This is a genomic window from Curvibacter fontanus (assembly GCF_054780335.1).
Map to the genome: position 1 here is coordinate 12,592 of NZ_BAAGWN010000047.1, position 19,117 is coordinate 31,708.

The 19,117-nt window shown below is 65.7% G+C and carries 14 protein-coding genes; 6 read left to right on the forward strand and 8 right to left on the reverse strand.

What is annotated here, in order from left to right; genetic code table 11:
- Position 1 precedes the first annotated feature (1 nt).
- The 7 genes from ACYVH8_RS16945 to apbC form a co-directional block, all read right to left on the reverse strand.
- The gene (locus ACYVH8_RS16945) at positions 2–2,146 is read right to left on the reverse strand and encodes a 4Fe-4S binding protein (RefSeq protein ID WP_460489992.1); all 2,145 of its coding nucleotides are present in this window, start codon (positions 2,144–2,146) and stop codon (positions 2–4) included.
- A complete protein-coding gene (locus tag ACYVH8_RS16950) occupies positions 2,076–2,726 on the reverse strand; it encodes a DUF3306 domain-containing protein (protein ID WP_460489993.1) in 651 nt (216 codons plus the stop codon). Before ACYVH8_RS16950 ends, ACYVH8_RS16945 begins: the two co-directional genes overlap by 71 nt.
- The gene (locus ACYVH8_RS16955) at positions 2,719–3,279 is read right to left on the reverse strand and encodes a DUF3305 domain-containing protein (RefSeq protein WP_460489994.1); all 561 of its coding nucleotides are present in this window, start codon (positions 3,277–3,279) and stop codon (positions 2,719–2,721) included. The genes ACYVH8_RS16950 and ACYVH8_RS16955 overlap by 8 nt, the downstream gene beginning before the upstream one ends.
- Before the next feature lie 141 nt (positions 3,280–3,420).
- On the reverse strand, positions 3,421–6,405 hold the full coding sequence (fdhF, locus tag ACYVH8_RS16960; RefSeq protein WP_460489995.1) for a formate dehydrogenase subunit alpha: 2,985 nt from the start codon (positions 6,403–6,405) through the stop codon (positions 3,421–3,423).
- Entirely contained in the window at positions 6,402–8,219 is a 1,818-nt protein-coding gene (locus ACYVH8_RS16965; RefSeq protein ID WP_460489996.1) for an NADH-ubiquinone oxidoreductase-F iron-sulfur binding region domain-containing protein, read from the reverse strand. The genes fdhF and ACYVH8_RS16965 overlap by 4 nt, the downstream gene beginning before the upstream one ends.
- A 163-nt stretch (positions 8,220–8,382) precedes the next feature.
- Positions 8,383–9,336 carry a LysR family transcriptional regulator gene (locus tag ACYVH8_RS16970; protein ID WP_460489997.1) on the reverse strand — a complete coding sequence of 318 codons (954 nt, stop codon included), beginning with the start codon at positions 9,334–9,336 and terminating at the stop codon, positions 8,383–8,385.
- Positions 9,336–10,427: an iron-sulfur cluster carrier protein ApbC gene (gene apbC / locus ACYVH8_RS16975; protein WP_460489998.1), complete on the reverse strand. Its 1,092-nt coding sequence runs from the start codon at positions 10,425–10,427 to the stop codon at positions 9,336–9,338. The genes ACYVH8_RS16970 and apbC overlap by 1 nt, the downstream gene beginning before the upstream one ends.
- 135 nt (positions 10,428–10,562) lie before the next feature.
- On the opposite strand from apbC, the gene ACYVH8_RS16980 reads away from it, so the two are divergent.
- Together ACYVH8_RS16980 and metG are read left to right on the forward strand one after the other, a co-directional pair.
- A complete protein-coding gene (locus ACYVH8_RS16980) occupies positions 10,563–11,828 on the forward strand; it encodes a patatin-like phospholipase family protein (RefSeq protein WP_460489999.1) in 1,266 nt (421 codons plus the stop codon).
- 62 nt (positions 11,829–11,890) lie between these two features.
- The gene (gene metG, locus ACYVH8_RS16985; RefSeq protein WP_460490000.1) at positions 11,891–14,035 is read left to right on the forward strand and encodes a methionine--tRNA ligase; all 2,145 of its coding nucleotides are present in this window, start codon (positions 11,891–11,893) and stop codon (positions 14,033–14,035) included.
- A gap of 3 nt (positions 14,036–14,038) precedes the next feature.
- On the opposite strand, the gene ACYVH8_RS16990 is transcribed toward metG, so the two are convergent.
- Positions 14,039–15,202 carry a GGDEF domain-containing protein gene (locus ACYVH8_RS16990; RefSeq protein WP_460490001.1) on the reverse strand — a complete coding sequence of 388 codons (1,164 nt, stop codon included), beginning with the start codon at positions 15,200–15,202 and terminating at the stop codon, positions 14,039–14,041.
- Between the two features lie 228 nt (positions 15,203–15,430).
- Between ACYVH8_RS16990 and ACYVH8_RS16995 the strand changes: the two genes are divergently transcribed.
- The 4 genes from ACYVH8_RS16995 to ACYVH8_RS17010 all read left to right on the forward strand — a co-directional run bounded on the left by ACYVH8_RS16995 (position 15,431) and on the right by ACYVH8_RS17010 (position 19,102).
- Positions 15,431–16,240, forward strand: coding sequence for a YoaK family protein (locus ACYVH8_RS16995; RefSeq protein ID WP_460490002.1), 810 nt, complete (start codon positions 15,431–15,433; stop codon positions 16,238–16,240).
- A gap of 6 nt (positions 16,241–16,246) precedes the next feature.
- On the forward strand, positions 16,247–17,923 hold the full coding sequence (locus ACYVH8_RS17000; protein ID WP_460490003.1) for a SulP family inorganic anion transporter: 1,677 nt from the start codon (positions 16,247–16,249) through the stop codon (positions 17,921–17,923).
- 80 nt (positions 17,924–18,003) lie between these two features.
- Positions 18,004–18,213 carry a DUF3460 family protein gene (locus tag ACYVH8_RS17005; protein WP_460490004.1) on the forward strand — a complete coding sequence of 70 codons (210 nt, stop codon included), beginning with the start codon at positions 18,004–18,006 and terminating at the stop codon, positions 18,211–18,213.
- A 31-nt stretch (positions 18,214–18,244) separates the two neighbouring features.
- Positions 18,245–19,102: a segregation and condensation protein A gene (locus ACYVH8_RS17010; RefSeq protein ID WP_460490005.1), complete on the forward strand. Its 858-nt coding sequence runs from the start codon at positions 18,245–18,247 to the stop codon at positions 19,100–19,102.
- The last annotated feature ends 15 nt before the right edge of the window (positions 19,103–19,117 follow it).

The window sequence follows — 19,117 nt, forward strand, 5'->3', positions numbered from 1 at the left end:
CTCAGAGGTCGGTGATTTTGGATTCGTTCGGGTTGCTGTAGATGTCGATCACGCGGCAGTCGCCGCACATCTTCAGGCGTTCCAGGGCCTCGCCCTGGAACATGGCGTGTCCTGCCAGCTTGCCCAGCATGCCCTCGATGGCCTTGAGCGTGCCGAAGGGTTTGCCGCAGCGCACGCAGGCATAGGGCTGCATCTCGTTGAGCACCACGGCCTCCTTGCGCTGCGGGGTCAGGCGCAGCTGGGGGATCAGGGACAAGGCCTGCTCCGGGCAGGTCTTCACGCACAGGCCGCACTGCACGCAGTTTTTCTCGATGAATTTCAGCTGCGGCGCGTTCGGGTTGTCCTGCAGCGCGCTGGCCGGGCAGGCGTTCACGCAGCTCAGGCACAGGGTGCAGCTGTCTTTGTTGATGGCCAGCGCGCCCAGGGGCGAGCCCTGGGCGGGCAAGGCGATCACTTCCGGTTTGGGCTCGGCCAGGGGCGCGTGGGTCAGCAGATGGTCCAGCGCCAGTTCCAGCGTGGCGCGCTTGTCGGCCTGCACGGCAAAACCGGCGGGCTTGGCCACGCCTTGCGCGGCGGGGGCCTGCAGGTCGGCGTCCAGCTCGGACAGGTCACGCGCATCGCGCGCGCTCAGGATGCGGAAGTGCTGGCCCGTGTACCCCAGCCCGTTCAGGATGGCCTGCGCCACATCCATCTGCGCGCGCACCGCTTCCCGGTACTGCGGCGCTTCCTCGCCCGTCATCAGCACCCAGACATTGGCCGCGCCATAGGCCACGGCCGATAGCCAGACGTCCAGACCCAGCGAAGCCGTGTGCCAGACCGCCACCGGCAGCACACGGGCCGGCACGCCCAGCACATCCCGGTCCACACGCGCAGCGCGACCCAGATCGCCGATCAACCGGGCGCCGGCCTGCTGGCTGTGCAGCAGCAGCGCGGGCTGCTTGCCGCCGGCGCGCAGGTAGGTGGAGACCAGGGTCTTGAACTTCACGCCCTGCTCGCCGGCCCGCGGGTAGGCGAAAGTCAATGCGCCGCTGGGGCAGACCGTGGTGCAGGCGCCGCAGCCCACGCAGAGACTGGGATTGACCTTGATCTGCTGGTGCTTGTAGTCAGAAGCGATGGCCGAGGCCGAGCAGACCTCGATACAGGCATTGCAGCCCGTCTTCTCATTGCGGCTGTGCGCGCAAAGCTTCTGCTTGTAGACAAAGAACTTGGGTTTTTCGAACTCGCCGACCAGGCCCCGCAGCTGAATGATGGCGCTCATCAGATCCGTTCGCCCTGAGCCTGTCGAAGGGCTCTGCGGGGCTTCGACAGACTCAGCCCGAACGGAGAAATAACCCTGGGGTTTGGCATGCTGCGTGAAAGCCGGTGTGGCACGCAAATCCAGCACCAGATCGTAGGTCTCGCTGTCGGGCTGCGGCTCGCGCGTGAAGTCGATCGCCCCGGCCACGCCGCAGGCCTTGACGCAGGCGCGGTGCGATTTGCACAAATTGCTGTCAATTTGATAGTCGAAGCCGATGGCGCTTTCGGGGCAGGCGTCGATGCAGGCATTGCAGCGCGTGCACAGGTCCAGGTCGATGGGATTGGTGCGCTGCCACTTGAGCTCGAAGGCGCCCAGCCAGCCGCTCAAGGCCTCGATCCTGCCGGTCATCACAGGATAACGGCGCTCCTGCATGCCACCGTCCGTACCCGCGCCCGTGCTGAAGAGGCTCACGTCCAGGGTGTCGGCCAGCAGATCGGCGGCGCGCTCGGCCGCGTCCAGCGGACCGATGACGAGCAGGCGCCCGGCACTCTTGTAGGTCACGGTGGGCACGGGCTCGGGATCGGGCAGGCGCGCGGCGGCCAGCAGCGCGGCCATCTTCGGGCCCGCCTTGGCCGCGTCCTTGCTCCAGCCTCCGGTCTCGCGGATATTGACGAAGCGGATGGGCACCGCCTGCGCGCCCGCTGTCTGCTCGGCAATCTCGCTGAAGAGGCGGGCCTCCTGCGTGCAGGCCACCACCACGTCATCACCCTGCCCCAGCGCCTGCTGGAAGGCGCCGGCCTCGCGCCGGCACAGGGTGCTGTGCTGCGTCAGCGTTTCGTCAAGCACCGCCCCCAGACCTTTGGGGTCCAGCGGCATGGTCTTGTTGCAGTCGCAAATCAGGGTCGGCATGGTCTTGATCGTTCAGGTTGGCAGCGGTGGGTGGCGGTTCGGAAATCGCCTTCAGCACGGCCGGATTATCGGTTTGCACGGCAGGTGCCGGGCTAGGGGTCAGCCCTGCCCCGGCCTTTTTGTCTTTTTCTTCCTCATCCTCAAACAGGTTCAGGAATTTCGCGCTGGCCATCTGGCGCAGCATGGACTGCGGCAGCGGGTCGGGGAGGGAGTAGTCGTCGATGTAGATGTCCAGACGGTCCATCACATTGAAGTGCGGATCGGTGAAGAGCTTCTTCATGGCCGCGTTCTTGACCTCGGGGTCCACGTCGGCGGCGACAAAACGTTTGAAGTCGGACTGCGGCGTCAAGGACTGCGTATCCTGCAGCGTGGGTGGCGGTAGTGGTGCTTCCGACTGCATAGAGGGCGATACGATCTCAGTCCGTTCGGGCTGAGCTTGTCGAAGCCCTCGCTCAGACTGAGGCACAAGCCCTTCGACGGGCTCAGGGCGAACGGCAACCGTCGCCGGCTCTTCAATAGGCTTGCCCTCGCGCACCGCCTGCTTGCGCTGCGCCCAGCGGCCCAGGAAGCCGTCAGCCATGTTCACCCCCGCCGAATTTCTTCTCCGTGCTCACCGAGGCCGGGTTGCCGAAACGGTCCGTCAGCGGCTTGAAGCTGTCAGGCCGCTTGCGGCGCTTGGGCTCGATCACACGGTGTTCATCGGCATAGGCCTGGAACCAGGCCACGACCTCGGGCGGTGCGGGCACCTGCTCCACGGTTTCCTGCGCGTCGAGCCAGCGGCCGGCGTCGTGGTAACTCACCGAAACGGCCGCCGGGCGGGGAATGGGCTCGTCCGCCACGCTGGCTTCCTCCTCCATGCGCCAGAGCACGAACCAGCAGGGCGCCGGCGTGGTGGCGTTGAGGTAATAGCCCTCGGCATCGTCGCGGAACAACTCCACCGTGAAGTTCGGGTGCAACCAATGTTCGCCGTTCTCGTCCTTGCGCAGCAGGCGCGCTTGATCACCGAAGGCCGGTTCGTGCGCCACCACATCGGCGAGCTCCCAGCGCCAGGTCTGCCAGCGGCTCATGGGCCCATCGATGCGCACCTTGCGCATGATGACGGCGACCTGCAGGGTAGGCTGATTGCTATTCATACAGCCGCCACTGTAGCGGATAGGAAAGACCCTGCCTAAGAGGCCGTTGCGACAATTTGTCGCACGGCCACCCTTGCGCACCGAATAAAAAAGGGCCTTGCAGCATGCCGCAAGGCCCTTGTCTTGTCCCGTTGGCAGTGGTCAGCCCAGCATGGCCTCCGCCGCGCCGAAGCCCTGCGTCTTGGCCGGCGTGCCGCCGCGGCGGATGGCCACCGCGCAGTACTTGAACTCCGGGATCTTGCCGACCGGGTCCAGCGCGGCGTTGGTGATCAGGTTGGCCGCCGCCTCGTAGTAGGCGAAGGGGATGAAGACCGCGCCGCGCGGCGTGCCGTCGTCGCGGCGCAGGTGGATGGCCACCTGGCCACGGCGCGAGGCCACGGTCACCACGTCGCCGGGTTTCAGGCCCAGTTCGTTCATGTCGTCACCGCACATGGAAGCGGTGGCGATGGGCTCGATGGCGTCGAGCACACCCGAACGGCGCGTCATGCTGCCGGTGTGCCAGTGTTCGAGCTGGCGGCCCGTGATGAGCACGAAGGGGAACTCGGCATCGGGGCGTTCGTTGGCCGGGATGATGTCGGCCGGCACCAGCCTGACCTTGCCGTCCTTGGTGTCGAACCTGTCGATGAAGACGGTGGGCTGGCCCGGGTCGTCGGCGCTCAGGCAGGGATAGGTCACGCTGGATTCCCTCTCCAGGCGCTCCCAGGTGATGCCCGAGATGACGGCGTGCATGGCCTGGCGCATCTCCTCGTAGACCGCAGCCACGCCGGCGTGCTCGCCAGGGTAGTTCCAGTTCTGGCCCATGCGCTTGGCGATCTGCTGGATGATCCAGAGGTCGGGCTTGGCCTCGCCGGGCGGCGTGACGGCCTGCTTGCCCATCTGCACCATGCGGTCGGTGTTGCTGACGGTGCCGGTCTTCTCTGGCCAGGCGGTGGCGGGCAGGATCACGTCGGCCAGCCAGGCGGTCTCGGTCATGAAGATGTCCTGCACCACCAGATGCTTGAGCTCGGCCAGCGCGTGGCGGGCGTGGTTCAGGTCCGGGTCGCTCATGGCGGGGTTCTCACCCTCGACGTACATGCCGTGGATCTTGTGCGGATCGCTGTCGTCCACCAGGGCCTTGTGCATGATCTCCACCACGGTGTAACCGGGGCGGTTGTCGAGCTTGGTGTTCCAGAACTTCTCGAACCACTGGTGCGCGTCATGGTTGTCCACGCGCTGGTAGTTCGGGAACATCATGGGGATCAGGCCGGCATCGCTGGCGCCCTGCACATTGTTCTGGCCGCGCAGCGGGTGCAGGCCGGAACCGGGCTTGCCGATCTGGCCGGTCACCGCACACAGGGCGATCAGGCAACGCGCGTTGTCGGTGCCGTGCACGTGCTGGCTCACGCCCATGCCCCACAGGATCATGGAGGCCTTGGAGGTGGCGAACTCGCGCGCCACTTCGCGCAGCTGCTGCGCGGGAATGCCGCAGATGGGCTCCATGGCCTCGGGGCTGTAGCCCTTGACGTTGGCCTTGAGGGCTTCGAAGTTGTTCGCGCGCTTCTTGAGGAACTCCTTGTCGACCAGGCCTTCCTCGATCACCGTGTAGATCATGGCGTTGAGCATGGCCACGTCGGTGTCGGGCTTGAACTGCAGGGTGCGCCAGGCGTGTTTTCCGATGTCCGTGATGCGCGGGTCGGCCAGCACGATCTTGGTACCGTTCTTGGCAGCGTTCTTGAACCAGGTGGCCGCCACCGGGTGGTTGGCCGTGGGGTTGGAGCCGATCAGCATGATCAGGCCCGAGTTCTCCACGTCATTGACCTGGTTGGACACGGCACCGGAGCCCACGCCCTCGAGCAGGGCCGCCACGCTGGAGGCATGGCACAGGCGCGTGCAATGGTCCACGTTGTTGCTGCCGAAACCCGTGCGCACCAGCTTCTGGAAAAGGTAGGCCTCTTCGTTGCTGCCCTTGGCCGAGCCGAAACCGGCCAGGGCCTTGAGGCCGTATTTGTCGCGCAGGCCCTTGAGGCCGCCACCGGCCAGGTCCAGCGCCTCGTCCCAGGTGGCTTCGCGGAACATGCTCAAGATGACCGAGGGATCCTCGCTCATCTGGCGGTTCAGCTCGTCGATGGCTTCCGGGTCCTTGGGCACGCCGGCCTTGCGGATCAGGGGTTGGGTCAGGCGCTGCGGGTTGTGCGCGTAGTCGAAACCGAAACGGCCCTTGACGCACAGGCGGCTGTGGTTGGCCGGGCCGTCGCGCCCGTCCACGCTGATGATCTTGTTGTCCTTGACGTTGTAGGTCAGCAGGCAACCGACGCCGCAGAAGGGACAGACCGAGTCGACCTTCTTGTCGACCTGCTGCGAACCGACGCGTGTCTTGGGCATGAGGGCGCCCGTGGGGCAGGCCTGAACGCATTCGCCGCAGGCCACGCAGGTGCTGTCGCCCATGGCGTCGCCCAGGTCGAACACGATCTCGCTGTGGCTGCCGCGCATGGCGTAGCCGATCACGTCGTTGACCTGTTCTTCGCGGCAGGCGCGCACGCAACGGTTGCACTGGATACAGGCGTCGAGGTTGACGGCCATGGCCGGGTGCGAAATGTCGGCCACAGGCTGCTCGCGGCGCAGGGCCTTGAGTGCGGGGCGCACGCTGACGTTCGTCTTCTTGGCCCACATCGAGAGTTCACCGTGCTGACCTACACCCTCACCCCCACCCTCTCCCGGAGGGAGAGGGAGTGAAGACGGCCCAACACCGGGACTTGTCCCCTCTCCCCCTGGGAGAGGGTTAGGGTGAGGGTGGCTGTCGTCATTCCACTTGTAGCCGACATCCGGCATGTCGGACAGCAGCATTTCGAGCACCATTTTCTGGCTCTTGACGGCGCGTTCGCTCTGGCTCTGCACCTCCATGCCGGCGGTGGCGCTGCGGCAGCAGCTGGGGGCCAGCGTGCGCTCGCCCTTGACTTCGACCACGCAGGCGCGGCAGTTGCCGTCTGCTCGCATGCCCTCCTTGTAGCAAAGGTGCGGGATCTCCATGCCCATGCGCTTGGCCACGGTCAGGATGGTTTCGCCGCCATAGGCCTGGGCCTTTTTGCCGTCGAGCGTGAACTCGACGACCTGGGGGGCGAGTTCGTTGAGTTTGGCGGGTGCGTTCATGCTTGGGCTCCCAGTTCTTGCGGGAAGTATTTCTGGACAGAGCGGATGGGGTTGGGTGCGGCCTGACCCAGGCCGCAGATGGAGGCGTCGGCCATGACCTGGCACAGGTCTTCCAGCGTCTCCTTGTCCCAGGTCGTGGCTTCCATGAGCTTGACCGCCTTGACCGTGCCCACGCGGCAGGGTGTGCACTGGCCGCAGCTCTCGTCGGCGAAGAAACGCATCATGTTCACGGCGGCTTCACGCGCCGTGTCCTTCTGGCTCAGCACGATGACGGCGGCCGAGCCGATGAAACAGCCGTAGGGCTGCAGGGTGTCGAAGTCCAGCGGGATGTCGCCCATGCTGGCCGGCAGGATGCCGCCCGAGGCGCCACCCGGCAGGTAGGCGTAGAGCTCATGCCCGTCGAGCATGCCGCCGCAATACTGGTCCACCAGCTCGCGGATGGTGATGCCGGCCGGCGCCAGCTTGACGCCCGGGTGCTTGACCCGGCCGCTGACGCTGAAGGAACGCAGGCCCTTGCGGCCGTTGGCGCCGAAGCTGCTGAACCACTGCGGGCCCTTCTGCACGATGTCGCGCACCCAGTAGAGCGTCTCGAAGTTGTGCTCCAGCGTGGGCCGGCCGAAGAGGCCGACCTGGGCGATGTAGGGCGGACGCATGCGGGGTTCGCCACGCTTGCCTTCGATGCTCTCGATCATCGCGGACTCTTCGCCGCAGATGTAGGCGCCGGCGCCGCGGCGCAGCTCGATCAGCGGCAGCGGGCAGGGCGGGTTGGCCTGCAGGGCGGCCAGTTCGGCCTCCAGCAGGGCGCGGGCGCCGTGGTATTCGTCGCGCAGGTAGATATAACAGGCGCCCACGCCCACGGCGTAGGCGGCCACCAGCAGGCCTTCCAGGAAACGGTGCGGATCACGCTCCAGATAGGTGCGGTCCTTGAAGGTGCCGGGTTCGCCCTCGTCGATGTTCACGGCCATCAGCTTGGGCGCGGGCTGGTCGCGCACGATGCGCCACTTGCGGCCGGCCGGAAAACCGGCGCCGCCCAGGCCGCGCAGGCCCGAGTCCTCCATGGCCTTGATGACGGTTTCCACTTCCTGCCGGCCACTGAGCAGGTCGGCCGCCAGCTTGTAGCCACCCTTGGCCTTGTAGGCTTCGTAGCCGACGTAGTCAGGCGAAACCTGCTGCTGGCTCGGTGCGGGGGAAATGGATTTGAGCGCCAGGGCCGCCGGATCGAAGGCGGCCTTGCCGGAGGACTTGGGCTGGGTACTGGTGCCGGACTTCACGGCCTTGGCCACGGACTCGGGCGTGGCGCGCAGCACCGGGTTCTGGTGCACCACGGCCACCGGGGCCTGCTCGCAGCGGCCCACGCAGGGCGCATGGAGCACGCGCACATCACCGCCCAGGGTGGTCTGCAGCTTGCTCATGAGGCTCTGGGCGCCATGCATCTCGCAGCTCAGGCCGTCGCAGACGCGCACGGTCAGGCCGGGGGCCTTGTCCTCGCCCTTGACCACTTCGAAGTGGTGATAGAAGGTGGCCACTTCATAGACCTCGGCCATGGGAATGTTCATTTCCCTGGCCAGCGCCACCAGGTGCCGGTCGTGCAGACAGCGGTAGGCGTCGTTGAGCTTGTGCAGATGCTCGATCAGCAGATCGCGGCGGTGGCCGTTGACCGGCCTGGCGCCGATCAGGGTCACGACTTCGGCCAGCGACCTGTCGTCGGCCTGGCGGCCCTTGAGCTTGCTCTTGCGGCGGATGCGCTCCCGCAGGTCGTCGACGGTGGCGACGACCACGGCCTGGATTTCGCCTTTGCGGCCGGGATGGTTCATGGGGTTGTCCCTCGGTTCATAACTATGCGCGCAGTGTCGGCCCGGGGCCTGCCCCGGTCAAATTGGATCGCGACATGTCACCATTCAAAAAATAAATGATGCCCTGCGATAAATAGCATTAATTCTTATTGAACTGGACCGGATGCCGGCCCCGGCCGGAGGCTCAGGCGTGCAACAAACCGCTGTGGGCAGCTGCGTGGCGCAGCCAGGCCGCGTCCTGTGCCAGGGTCAGGGCGGCCTCCAGGGGGCGGGAATGGCGCTCGGCCGTTTGCACCATGAAACCGATGGGAGTGCGCACTTCGGGACTGTTCAAAGGCCGGGCTTCGAGCTCGCGGTAGGCCCGCACGGCGCCGACCAGGGCGCCGGGCATGACACAGCAGACCGCACCGCCCACGGCGCTGAGCGCCAGGGTCAGCAGGGAATTGGTTTCCAGCACGGGCTGCACCTTGACGCCCGCCTCGATGAAGGCGCCGTCCACGATGTGGCGGTTGTACATCTCCGAGGTCATCAGGCACAAAGGCAGCGTGGCCGCCTCCAACCAGGGCATGGGCGGCCCGAAGCGCATGCCCGGCCCCTGCGGATCCGGCGGCACAGCGGCCTTGCGCACCAGGAAGTAGTGTTCGGTGTACTGCGGCAGGGACTGCAGCCCGCCGGCACCCGGACGCACCCGCTCGATGAAACCCAGGCCCATGTCCAGCGTGAGCTCCTCCAGCCCGGCCTCGATTTCCTGCGAACTCATGGAACGCACCACGGGCGTGATGCCCGGGTGGCGCCCCTGCAGCATGGCGGCAAAACGCGCGGCCACCGGCTCGGCCGAGGGCACGACGCCGATGCCCAGGCGCCCCTGCGGCTGGCCGCCCACGCTGCTCAAGTCCTGCCTGAGCAGCTGTTCCTCGCGCAGCATGAGGCGCGCGCTCTCCAGCAGGCGCTCCCCCTCGGGTGTGAAACCCACGAAGGTGCGCCCACGCTTGACGATGGAGGAGCCGAACTCTTCTTCCAGTGCGCGCAGGGCGTTGGAAAGCGCGGGCTGGGTGACGAAGCAGGCCTGGGCCGCGCGCGCGAAGTGCTTGTGCTCGTCCAGAGCTACCAGGTAGCGCATGGAGACGAGCAGGTTCATCAGGTTTCCTTCGAGATCTTGATGCTCGGGAATTTGCCGGAGAAGTCCTTGTTCTTGGCGGCGATGGACACGGCCACCTGGCGCGCCACGGCCCTGTAGATGCCGGCCACTTCGCCGTCGGGATCGGCCACCACGGTGGGTTTGCCGTTGTCGGCCTGCACGCGGATCTGCATGTTCAGCGGCAACGCGCCGAGGTAATCCATGCCGTACTCGGCCGCCATCTTCTTGCCGCCGTCGGCGCCGAAGATGTGCTCGATGTGGCCGCAGTTGCCGCACACATGCACCGCCATGTTTTCCACGATGCCCAGGATGGGCACGCCCACCTTCTCGAACATCTTGATGCCCTTCTTGGCGTCCAGCAGGGCGATGTCCTGCGGGGTGGTCACGATCACCGCGCCCGTCATGGGAACACGCTGGGACAGCGTGAGCTGGATGTCGCCGGTACCCGGGGGCATGTCGACGATCAGGTAGTCCAGGTCCTTCCAGTTGGTCTGACGCAGCAGCTGCTCCAGCGCCTGCGTGGCCATGGGGCCGCGCCAGATCATGGCCTCGTCCTGGGCCACCAGGAAGCCGATGGACATGACCTGCACGCCGTAGTTCTCCAGCGGCTCCATGGTCTTGCCGTCGTCGCTCTCGGGGCGGCCGTCGATGCCCATCATCATGGGCTGGCTGGGGCCGTAGATGTCGGCGTCCAGGATGCCGACACTGGCGCCCTCGGCCGCCAGGGCCAGGGCCAGGTTCACGGCCGTGGTGCTCTTGCCCACGCCGCCCTTGCCCGAGGCCACGGCCACGATGTTCTTCACCTTGGGCAGCAGGGCCACGCCGCGCTGCACGGCGTGCGCGACGATCCTGGTGGTGATGTTGATCGAAACGTTGTTGACACCGGCCGCGCCCTTGGCGGCGGCGATCAGCGCCTTGCGAAAACCGGGGATCTGGCTCTTGGCCGGGTAGCCGAGCTCGACGTCGAAAGACACGTCGCCATCCTGGATGACCAAGCTTTTGACGGACTTGGTACTCACGAAATCCTTGCCCGTGTTCGGGTCCACCACTGCCTTGAGCGCCTCCATCAAGGCCTGTTCTGTCACTGCCATTCATAACTCCTGAAGTGCGCATAGTCTAGCCGTGGCGGCGATTTCCCCGCAGGTGTGGGCAAATTGCATAAGTACCGGGCTTTTCCGCGCCGTTCCCGGGTGACGCGGGTGCGGACCCCGCCGCATAATGGCCACATGGTCAACGATGCCCCCGCCGACACGAGCCCGCCGCGCATCGGCCTGCTGCTGACCGGCGGCGGCGCACGCGCGGCCTACCAGGTGGGTGTGCTGCAGGCCCTGGCCGAACTGCGCCGCTCCCGCGCGCCCGGGGCGCCACCCTCCAGCCCCTTCACCATCATCACCGGCACCTCGGCCGGCGCCATCAACGCGGCCTCGCTGGCCTGCGGCGCCGACGACTTCGATCTCGCGGTGCAGCGCATCGTCTCGGTCTGGCAGGACATCGAGGCGGGTCAGGTCTACGAGGCCGACCTGCTCAGCGTGCTGCGCAGCGGCGCGCGCTGGATGAGCCTCTTGTCACTGGGCTGGCTGATCGCGCGCTGGCGCCGTATCAAGCCACGCTCGCTGCTGGACAACTCGCCGCTCGAGGAGTTGCTGCATGAGATGGTGCCGCTCGAACGCCTGCCGACCCTGATCGCTCAGGGCCATCTGCACGCACTGGCCATCACGGCTTCAAGCTACAGCTCGGGACGCCACGTCACCTTCTTTCAGGGCAACGAGCAGTTGCAGCCCTGGGTGCGCTCGCAACGCCTGGCCGTGCGCGACCGCATCACCCACGAACACCTGCTGGCCTCCTCGGCCATTCCCTTCGTCTTCCCGGCCAAGGCACTGCCCATCAACGAGGGCATCGAGTACTTCGGCGACGGCTCCATGCGCCAGACCGCGCCGGTAGCGCCCGCCATCCACCTGGGGGCCGAGCGCATCGTGGTGGTGGGCGCCGGCCGCATGAGCGAGCCGCGCGACACCCTGCTGCGCAGCGCCCCGACCAGCTACCCCTCGCTGGCGCAGATCGCCGGCCACGCCATGTCCAGCATCTTCCTGGACGCGCTGGCCGTGGACATCGAGCGCATCCGCCGCATCAACCAGACGCTCAACCTGATCCCGCGCGAAGCCCGCCAGGCCAGCGCCCTGCGCCCGGTGGAACTGCTGGTGATCTCGCCCTCCGAGCGCATCGACCAGATCGCCGCCAAACATGCCAGCGCCCTGCCGCACGCGGTGCGCAGCCTGCTGGGTGGCCTGGGCGTTTCGTCCAGCAAGGCCGACATCAAGGGCGGCGCGCTGGCCAGCTACCTGCTGTTCGAAGCCGCCTACACCCGCGAACTCATGGCCATGGGCCACGCCGACACCCTGCGCCAGGAAGACGAGGTCTGCCGTTTCTTCGGCTGGGACCTGGCGCCCGCACAACCGAGGGAAGAGCGCCGGCGCGACCCGCTGCGCATCTGAATCTGCGCTCCGGGGCGCAGGCCGACTAAAATTGCGGGTTGCCCTGCGAAAAAAGCCTTTTCATGACCCGCAAGCTCTTCGTCACCACCGCCCTGCCCTACGCCAACGGCAACTTCCACATCGGCCACATCATGGAGTACATCCAGGCCGACATCTGGGTGCGGTTCCAGCGCATGCTGGGCCACGAGGTGAACTTCGTCGGGGCCGACGACACGCACGGCGCGCCCATCATGATCGCCGCCGAGAAGGCCGGAAAAACGCCCGAGCAGTTCGTGGCCGACATTGCCGCAGGCCGCAAACAGTACCTGGATGGCTTTCATATCAGCTTTGACAACTGGCACAGCACCCACTCGCCCGAGAACACCGAACTGGCGCGCCAGATCTACCGCGACCTGCGTGACCGTGCCGATGGCAGCCTGATCGAGGTGCGCACCATCGAACAGTTCTTCGACCCCGCGAAGAACATGTTCCTGCCCGACCGCTACATCAAGGGCGAGTGCCCCAAATGCCACGCCAAGGACCAGTACGGCGACAACTGCGAAGTGTGCGGCTCGGTCTACGCGCCCACCGACCTGATCAATCCGTTCTCGGCCCTGTCCGGCGCCAAGCCTGAACTCAAAAACTCCGAACACTTTTTCTTCAAACTGTCCGACCCACGCTGCGTAGAGTTTCTGGAGAACTGGACACAAGACGGCAAACTGCAGCCCGAGGTGGCGAACAAGATCAAGGAATGGTTCACGGTACGCAGCAACCCGGACGGCAGCAAGAGCGAAGGCCTGGGCGACTGGGACATCTCGCGCGATGCGCCCTACTTCGGCATCGAGATTCCCGATGCGCCGGGCAAGTACTTCTATGTGTGGCTGGACGCGCCGGTGGGCTACCTGGCGTCCCTCAAGAACCTGCTGGAAAAGCGCGGCGAGAATTTTGATGCCTATATGGCCAACCCCGATCTGGAGCAGTACCACTTCATCGGCAAGGACATCGTCACCTTCCACACCCTGTTCTGGCCCGCGATGCTGCATTTCAGCGGCCGCAAGACGCCCAACAATGTCTTTGTTCACGGTTTTTTGACCGTGAACAACGGCGAGAAAATGAGCAAGAGCCGCGGCACCGGCCTGGATCCGCTCAAATACCTCTCGCTGGGCATGAACCCCGAGTGGCTGCGGTATTACCTGGCCGCCAAGCTCAGCGGGCGCAACGAGGACATCGACTTCAACGCCGACGACTTCATGGCGCGGGTGAATTCGGACTTGATTGGCAAGTACGTCAACATCGCCAGCCGTGCGGCGAAGTTTCTATCCGAGTCTTTTGACGGAAAAATCAGTCAAGGTACTGAAATGTTTTTGATTCAAGGAAACAATCGAATTCCGTTCTCCGCATACGCAGGAGAAGGGAATCTATTGCTTGAGCGTGGAATGACTTACGCTGGATCGATACGACAGTATTTTGAAGACAGAGAATACGGTCTTGCAGTCAGACTAATAACAAAGTACGCAGATGAAATTAATGCTTACTTTGACTCCCATAAACCATGGGATTTGGCTAAAAAATTGAAGGTCGAACCATCCGAACTAACTCAGCAGGTCCTCCATGAAGTTTGTTCTGTTGCTGTTATAGCCTTTCGACATTTAAGTATTTTTCTCTCGCCAATACTGCCATCCCTCACAACCAGAGTTGCTTTAGAACTATTTAAACAAGATCATTCATTTACTTGGGATGATTTGGGTGTCTTCCCAACCGCGCTGGCACCATACCAGCATCTGATGCAGCGCGTTGACATCAAGCAGCTTGATGCACTTTTTGAGCCACCGGCGCAGCCAAAGCCTGTGGCAGAAAGAACCACACCGGGCGGTGAAGAAATTGCCCCCGCGATCAGCATCGACGACTTCGCCAAGATCGACCTGCGCATTGCCCAGATCGTCAAATGCGAAGCGGTGGAAGGCTCGACCAAGCTGCTGCGCCTCACGCTCGACGTGGGCGAAGGCAAGACCCGGAACGTCTTCTCTGGCATCGCCAGCGCCTACAAACCCGAAGAGCTGGTCGGCAAACTCACCGTGATGGTGGCCAACCTGGCCCCGCGCAAGATGAAGTTCGGTGTATCGGAAGGCATGGTGCTCGCCGCCAGCCACGCCGACGAGAAGGCTGAACCCGGCATCTATGTGCTCAACCCCTGGCCAGGCGCGCAGCCGGGCATGCGGGTGCGCTGAAGATCAAGCTGGACAGGGCGCCACAATATAGTGGGCTCTGCCGCTGCTCTTGACCCGGTACAGCGCCTCATCAGCGCAGCGCACCAGGCTCTCGGCCACCAGGTCCTGCGTGGCGACGACGGTGGCTATGCCGATGCTGCAGGTCAGGTACTCGGCCACAGGTGAATCCTCGTGCGGGATACGGGCCTGGGCGATCTCGTCCATGCAGCGCTGCGCCACTGTCATCGCCACATCGCCGTCAGCGGCCGGCAGCAGCAGCGCAAACTCCTCGCCGCCGTAACGGGCCACCAGTTCGCCCGAGCGTTGCGCGCAGTCATAGAGGATGGAAGCCACCTGACGCAGGCAGGCGTCACCGGCCAGATGACCATAACGGTCGTTGTAGCGCTTGAAGTGGTCGATGTCGAGCAGCAGCAGGGAAATCGGCTGGCGGCTGCGCATGCTGCGCTGCCACTCGGTGTAGAGATGCTGGTCGAACTGGCGGCGGTTGGCCAGGCCGGTCAGGCCGTCGGTGGCGGACAGCCGCTCCAGTTGCTGGTTGCTGCGTTCCAGCGCCATGCTCTTCTGCACCAGCTCGGTCACATCCAGCCGCGCCATGACCAGGCAACCCGAAGACGTGCTGATTTCGTAGAGGTGCATCCAGCGCCCATCGGGACGCGGGCGCAGCAGGGGCCGGTTGAGCTTGCCGCGCCCGGTCATGCGCTCGCGCAGCCAGTCCTCTTCGCGGCCCAGGGCGTCGGGGATGGCGCCGTGCGCCAGTGCGCGGCGGATGATGGTTTCGAAGGTCTGCCCGATGAGTTCACCACCGTAGCGGTAAGGCGCCATTTCGGCCGCCGATCGGTTGTAGAGCACCAGCCGGTCGTGCTGGTCATAAACCGCCACACCCAGAGGCAGGGCCTCGATGGCCTCCTGCAAACACTGGTAGCTCATTTCCAGGGCCTGGCGCTCGTACTCGCCGTCGAGCACATGGCGCACGACCGCCCGGCCCAGCAGCACCAGCCCCAGAATCAAGACCAGGCCCAGGACGATGGCCATCGCGGTCGGGAGGCCGGGTGGAGCCAGCAGCATCAGGCTGCCGGTCAGCCCTGCCGCAGCCAGCAGGACGAGCACAGCCAATGACGTCAGCCAGCGATGGCCCGTCATGCCCACGAAATCCGCCAGATGCTTCACCGGGAGCCTGATGAGTGGAGTAACAGGGGTTTGTCACCCCAAAAAAACCTGCAGGGCACACCGACCGACTCCTTGCCGGTGTGCCCCTTACCTGATGGCTGTGACAGCAGCCCCTCCAATATAGGCAGGCGTAGCCGGTCTGCCTATCCCCCAAAAGGGTCATAGGACAACACATTCCATCTCGCCAGGCGAAAAAGAGGCCCCCGAGGCTGCCGCTAAACTGGACACATGCCCCGCCCCCGGCCTGCATTCCACCCCCATTGGTGGACCGATGTCCACCGCTCCCCGCTCGCCAACCTGCGGCTAGGGATCTGCCTGAGCTTCGTCGCCGGCGCGACCAACGCCGGCGGCTTCCTGGCCATCGGCCAGTACACCTCCCACATGACCGGCCTGCTGTCATCGGTGGCCGACCACCTGGTGCTGGGCCAGTTCGCCCTGGTGGCGGCCAGCCTGGCGGCCATGGCCGCCTTTGTGGGCGGGGCCATGACCACCGCCCTGATGGTCAACTGGGGCCTGCGCCGCCAGCTGCGCAGCGCCTTTGCCCGGCCCTTGTTGCTGGAAACCAGCCTGCTGCTGGTCTTCGGCCTCTTCGGCGCGGCCATCAACCGGCATGCCGAGCTGTTCGCGCCGCTGACCGTGCTGCTGCTCTGTTACATCATGGGCCTGCAGAACGCGGTGATCACCAAGGTCTCCAACGCCGAGATCCGCACCACCCACGTGACGGGCCTGGTCACCGACATCGGTATCGAGTTGGGCAAGCTGGTCTACTTCAACCGGTCCCCAGCCCCAACCAAGGTGCTGGCCAACCGGCGCAAGCTGTCCATTCACCTCTCGCTGGTGACGGCCTTTTTCGTGGGCGGCGTGCTGGGCGCCCTGGGCTTCAAGTTCTGGGGCTACCTCACCACCCTGCCGCTGGCCGCTTTGCTGGGCCTGCTGGTTTCGGGACCGCTGCTGTACGACCTGCGCCACGGTCGGCTGGCGCCGCCCGCCACTCCCGGCCGAGAAAGCGCCGAAGCCGGCAGGCCGGGCGTACACTGATCTGCCATGCCTGCAGCCGAATCCGCCCGAACACTGGCCGCCTTCCGCCCCAAGCTGTTCGACACCCTGCCCGGTTACACACGCACGCATTTCGCCCGCGACCTGGGCGCCGGCCTCACGGTGGGCGTGGTGGCCCTGCCGCTGGCCATGGCCTTTGCCATCGCCTCCGGGCTCAAGCCCGAGGCCGGCCTGTTCACCGCCATCATCGCCGGCTTCATCATCTCCGCCCTGGGCGGCAGCCGCGTGCAGATCGGCGGGCCGGCCGGCGCCTTCATCGTCATCGTCTACGGCATCCTGGAGCGCTACGGCCTGGCCAACCTGATCATCGCCACGGCCATGTCGGGGGTGCTGCTCTTCCTCATGGGCCTGTTCCGCCTGGGCACGCTGATCCGCTTCATCCCCGTGGCCGTGGTGATCGGCTTCACCAATGGCATCGCCGTGCTCATCATGCTGTCCCAGGTCAAGGACTTCCTGGGCCTGGCGCTGGCCAGCGTGCCGGCCAGCTTCTTCGCCATGCTGCAGGCGCTGGGCGGCGCGCTGCACACCGCCAATCTGGCCGCCTTGGCCCTGGCCCTGGGCTCGCTGGGGCTGGTGGTGGTCTGGCAGCAGGTCATGCCGCGCCTGGGCCCGGCCGGGCTGCCTTTCACGGGCAGGCTCACCGTGGTGCCTGGCAGCATCGTGGCCCTGGCACTGGCCACGGGGGTCAGCTGGACGCTGGAGTTGCCAGTGGAGACCATCGGCAGCAAGTTCGGCGGCATCCCGGCCGCCCTGCCGGCCTTCGTCTGGCCCGAATTCAGCTGGAGCACGGTGCAGTTCCTGCTCATGCCCGCCCTGACCCTGGCCCTGCTGGGCGCCATCGAGTCCCTGCTGTGCGCGCGCATCGCCGACGGCCTGACCGAAGACCGCCACAACCCCAACCAGGAGCTCATGGCCCAGGGCGTGGCCAACTTCATCACGCCCTTCTTCGGCGGCATGCCCGCCACCGGCACCATCGCGCGCACCGTCACCAACGCCAAGAGCGGGGCCTGTAGCCCGGTGGCCGGCATGGTGCATGCGCTCACTTTGCTGCTTGTGGTCCTGCTGGCCGCGCCCCTGGCCAGCCACATCCCGCTGGCCGCGCTGGCCGGCATCCTGGTCTACGTGGCCTGGAACATGGGTGAATGGCGCGCCTTCCTGCAACTGCGCCAGTACCGCCTGCCCTATCGGCTGACCCTGCTCGCGGTCTTCGGCCTGACCGTGATCGTGGACCTGACGGTGGCGGTGGAGGTGGGGCTGCTCGCGGCCTGCCTGACCTTCATCTACCGCATCTCCAGCCTGACGCGGGCCGAGGCCGTCAGCCTCCCCGGCCAGGACGGGCGGGTGCAGGCCTGGCGGCTTTACGGCGCCCTGTTCTTCGGCGCCGTCAAGCTGGTCGAGACCATGGAGCACCAGCTGCCGGGCCAGGCCCTGGTGCTGGACCTGAAGAACCTGATCTATGTGGATTCCTCGGGCGCCGACACCCTGATGGACCTGGCGCACGGCTGCCAGCGCCGCGGCGTGCGCCTGATCCTGTGCGGCCTGGCGCACCAGCCCCTGGACATCGCCCGGCGCAGCGGCCTGCTGGAGCTGCTGCCGGCACAGGACATCTGCCCGGACCTGGCCACCGGGCTGGCCGCCGCCATCACCCCGGCTTCAGTTCCCTGAATACCCCACCGCCCCTGGCGACAGGGCGCCCTGGGGCAAGTGGCTAAAATGGCCGGTTCCTGTCGACAAGGTTTAGCCCCATGCATCTCTTCCGCCGCCCTGACTACCAGTCCGACGCCACCCAGTTCATCAACCAGCTCAAGACGACCCAACCCGACCTGGAAGCCCGCCAGCGCCAGGGCCGCGAGCTGCTCTGGGACAAGGCGGTGGACCGCCAGGCGCAGGAGGGCTACCAGTCCGCCCGCGTGGCGCAGACACCCTACGTCTACCAGACCAGCGGCACCAAGTGATCGCCGGGCCGCGCCCGCGACGAAGCACTCGATGAGCGATCCCCACGACAGCGCCGGCCTGCAAGCCGCCGGGGCCCCGCACGCCGCGGTCATGCCCGAGGTGGTGGACCACGTGGCCGTGGCACGCCTGTATGGCGAGCCGCTGTTCACGATGCCGCAGGACCTGTACATCCCGCCGGACGCGCTGGAGGTTTTCCTCGAAGCCTTCGAAGGCCCGCTGGACCTGCTGCTCTACCTGATCCGCAAGCAGAACTTCAACATCCTCGACATCCCCATGGCCGCGGTCACGCGCCAGTACCTCACCTATGTGGACCAGGTCCGCGACCGCAACCTGGAGCTGGCGGCCGAGTACCTGCTGATGGCGGCCATGCTGATCGAGATCAAGTCGCGCATGCTGCTGCCGCCCAAGAAGGTGGCCGAGGGCGAGGAAGCCGAAGACCCGCGCGCCGAGCTGGTGCGCCGCCTGCTGGAGTACGAGCAGATCAAGATCGCCGCGGCCCAGCTGGGCAATCTGCCGCAGTACGGGCGCGACTTCCTCAAGGCGCAGGTCTATATCGAGCAATCGCTGCAGCCGCGTTTTCCCGACGTGCACATGGTCGACCTGCAGGAAGCCTGGGCCGACATCCTCAAACGCGCCAGGCTCGTGCAGCACCACAAGATCTCGCGCGAAGAGCTCTCGGTACGAGAACACATGAGCATCGTGCTGCGCCAGCTGCAGGGCCAGAAGTTCGTCGAGTTCGAACACCTGTTCGATGCCTCCAAGGGTGTGCCCGTGCTGGTGGTGACCTTCATCGCCCTGCTGGAGCTGGCCAAGGAAACCCTGATCGACATCACCCAGGCCGAGGCCTTCGCCCCCATCTACGTGCGGCTGGCCTATACACCGGCCTGACCCACTCCTACTCCT

Excerpts from the sequence above, each read along its gene's own strand:
- ACYVH8_RS17010 (WP_460490005.1), top strand. The coding sequence starts at position 18,245 with ATGAGCGATCCCCACGACAGCGCCGGCCTGCAAGCCGCCGGGGCCCCG.
- fdhF (WP_460489995.1), bottom strand. The coding sequence starts at position 6,405 with ATGAACGCACCCGCCAAACTCAACGAACTCGCCCCCCAGGTCGTCGAG.
- ACYVH8_RS16945 (WP_460489992.1), bottom strand. The coding sequence starts at position 2,146 with ATGCCGACCCTGATTTGCGACTGCAACAAGACCATGCCGCTGGACCCC.
- ACYVH8_RS16950 (WP_460489993.1), bottom strand. The coding sequence starts at position 2,726 with ATGGCTGACGGCTTCCTGGGCCGCTGGGCGCAGCGCAAGCAGGCGGTG.
- ACYVH8_RS16965 (WP_460489996.1), bottom strand. The coding sequence starts at position 8,219 with ATGAACCATCCCGGCCGCAAAGGCGAAATCCAGGCCGTGGTCGTCGCC.
- ACYVH8_RS16955 (WP_460489994.1), bottom strand. The coding sequence starts at position 3,279 with ATGAATAGCAATCAGCCTACCCTGCAGGTCGCCGTCATCATGCGCAAG.
- ACYVH8_RS17005 (WP_460490004.1), top strand. The coding sequence starts at position 18,004 with ATGCATCTCTTCCGCCGCCCTGACTACCAGTCCGACGCCACCCAGTTC.
- ACYVH8_RS16970 (WP_460489997.1), bottom strand. The coding sequence starts at position 9,336 with ATGAACCTGCTCGTCTCCATGCGCTACCTGGTAGCTCTGGACGAGCAC.
- metG (WP_460490000.1), top strand. The coding sequence starts at position 11,891 with ATGACCCGCAAGCTCTTCGTCACCACCGCCCTGCCCTACGCCAACGGC.
- ACYVH8_RS17000 (WP_460490003.1), top strand. The coding sequence starts at position 16,247 with ATGCCTGCAGCCGAATCCGCCCGAACACTGGCCGCCTTCCGCCCCAAG.
- ACYVH8_RS16980 (WP_460489999.1), top strand. The coding sequence starts at position 10,563 with ATGGTCAACGATGCCCCCGCCGACACGAGCCCGCCGCGCATCGGCCTG.
- apbC (WP_460489998.1), bottom strand. The coding sequence starts at position 10,427 with ATGGCAGTGACAGAACAGGCCTTGATGGAGGCGCTCAAGGCAGTGGTG.
- ACYVH8_RS16995 (WP_460490002.1), top strand. The coding sequence starts at position 15,431 with ATGCCCCGCCCCCGGCCTGCATTCCACCCCCATTGGTGGACCGATGTC.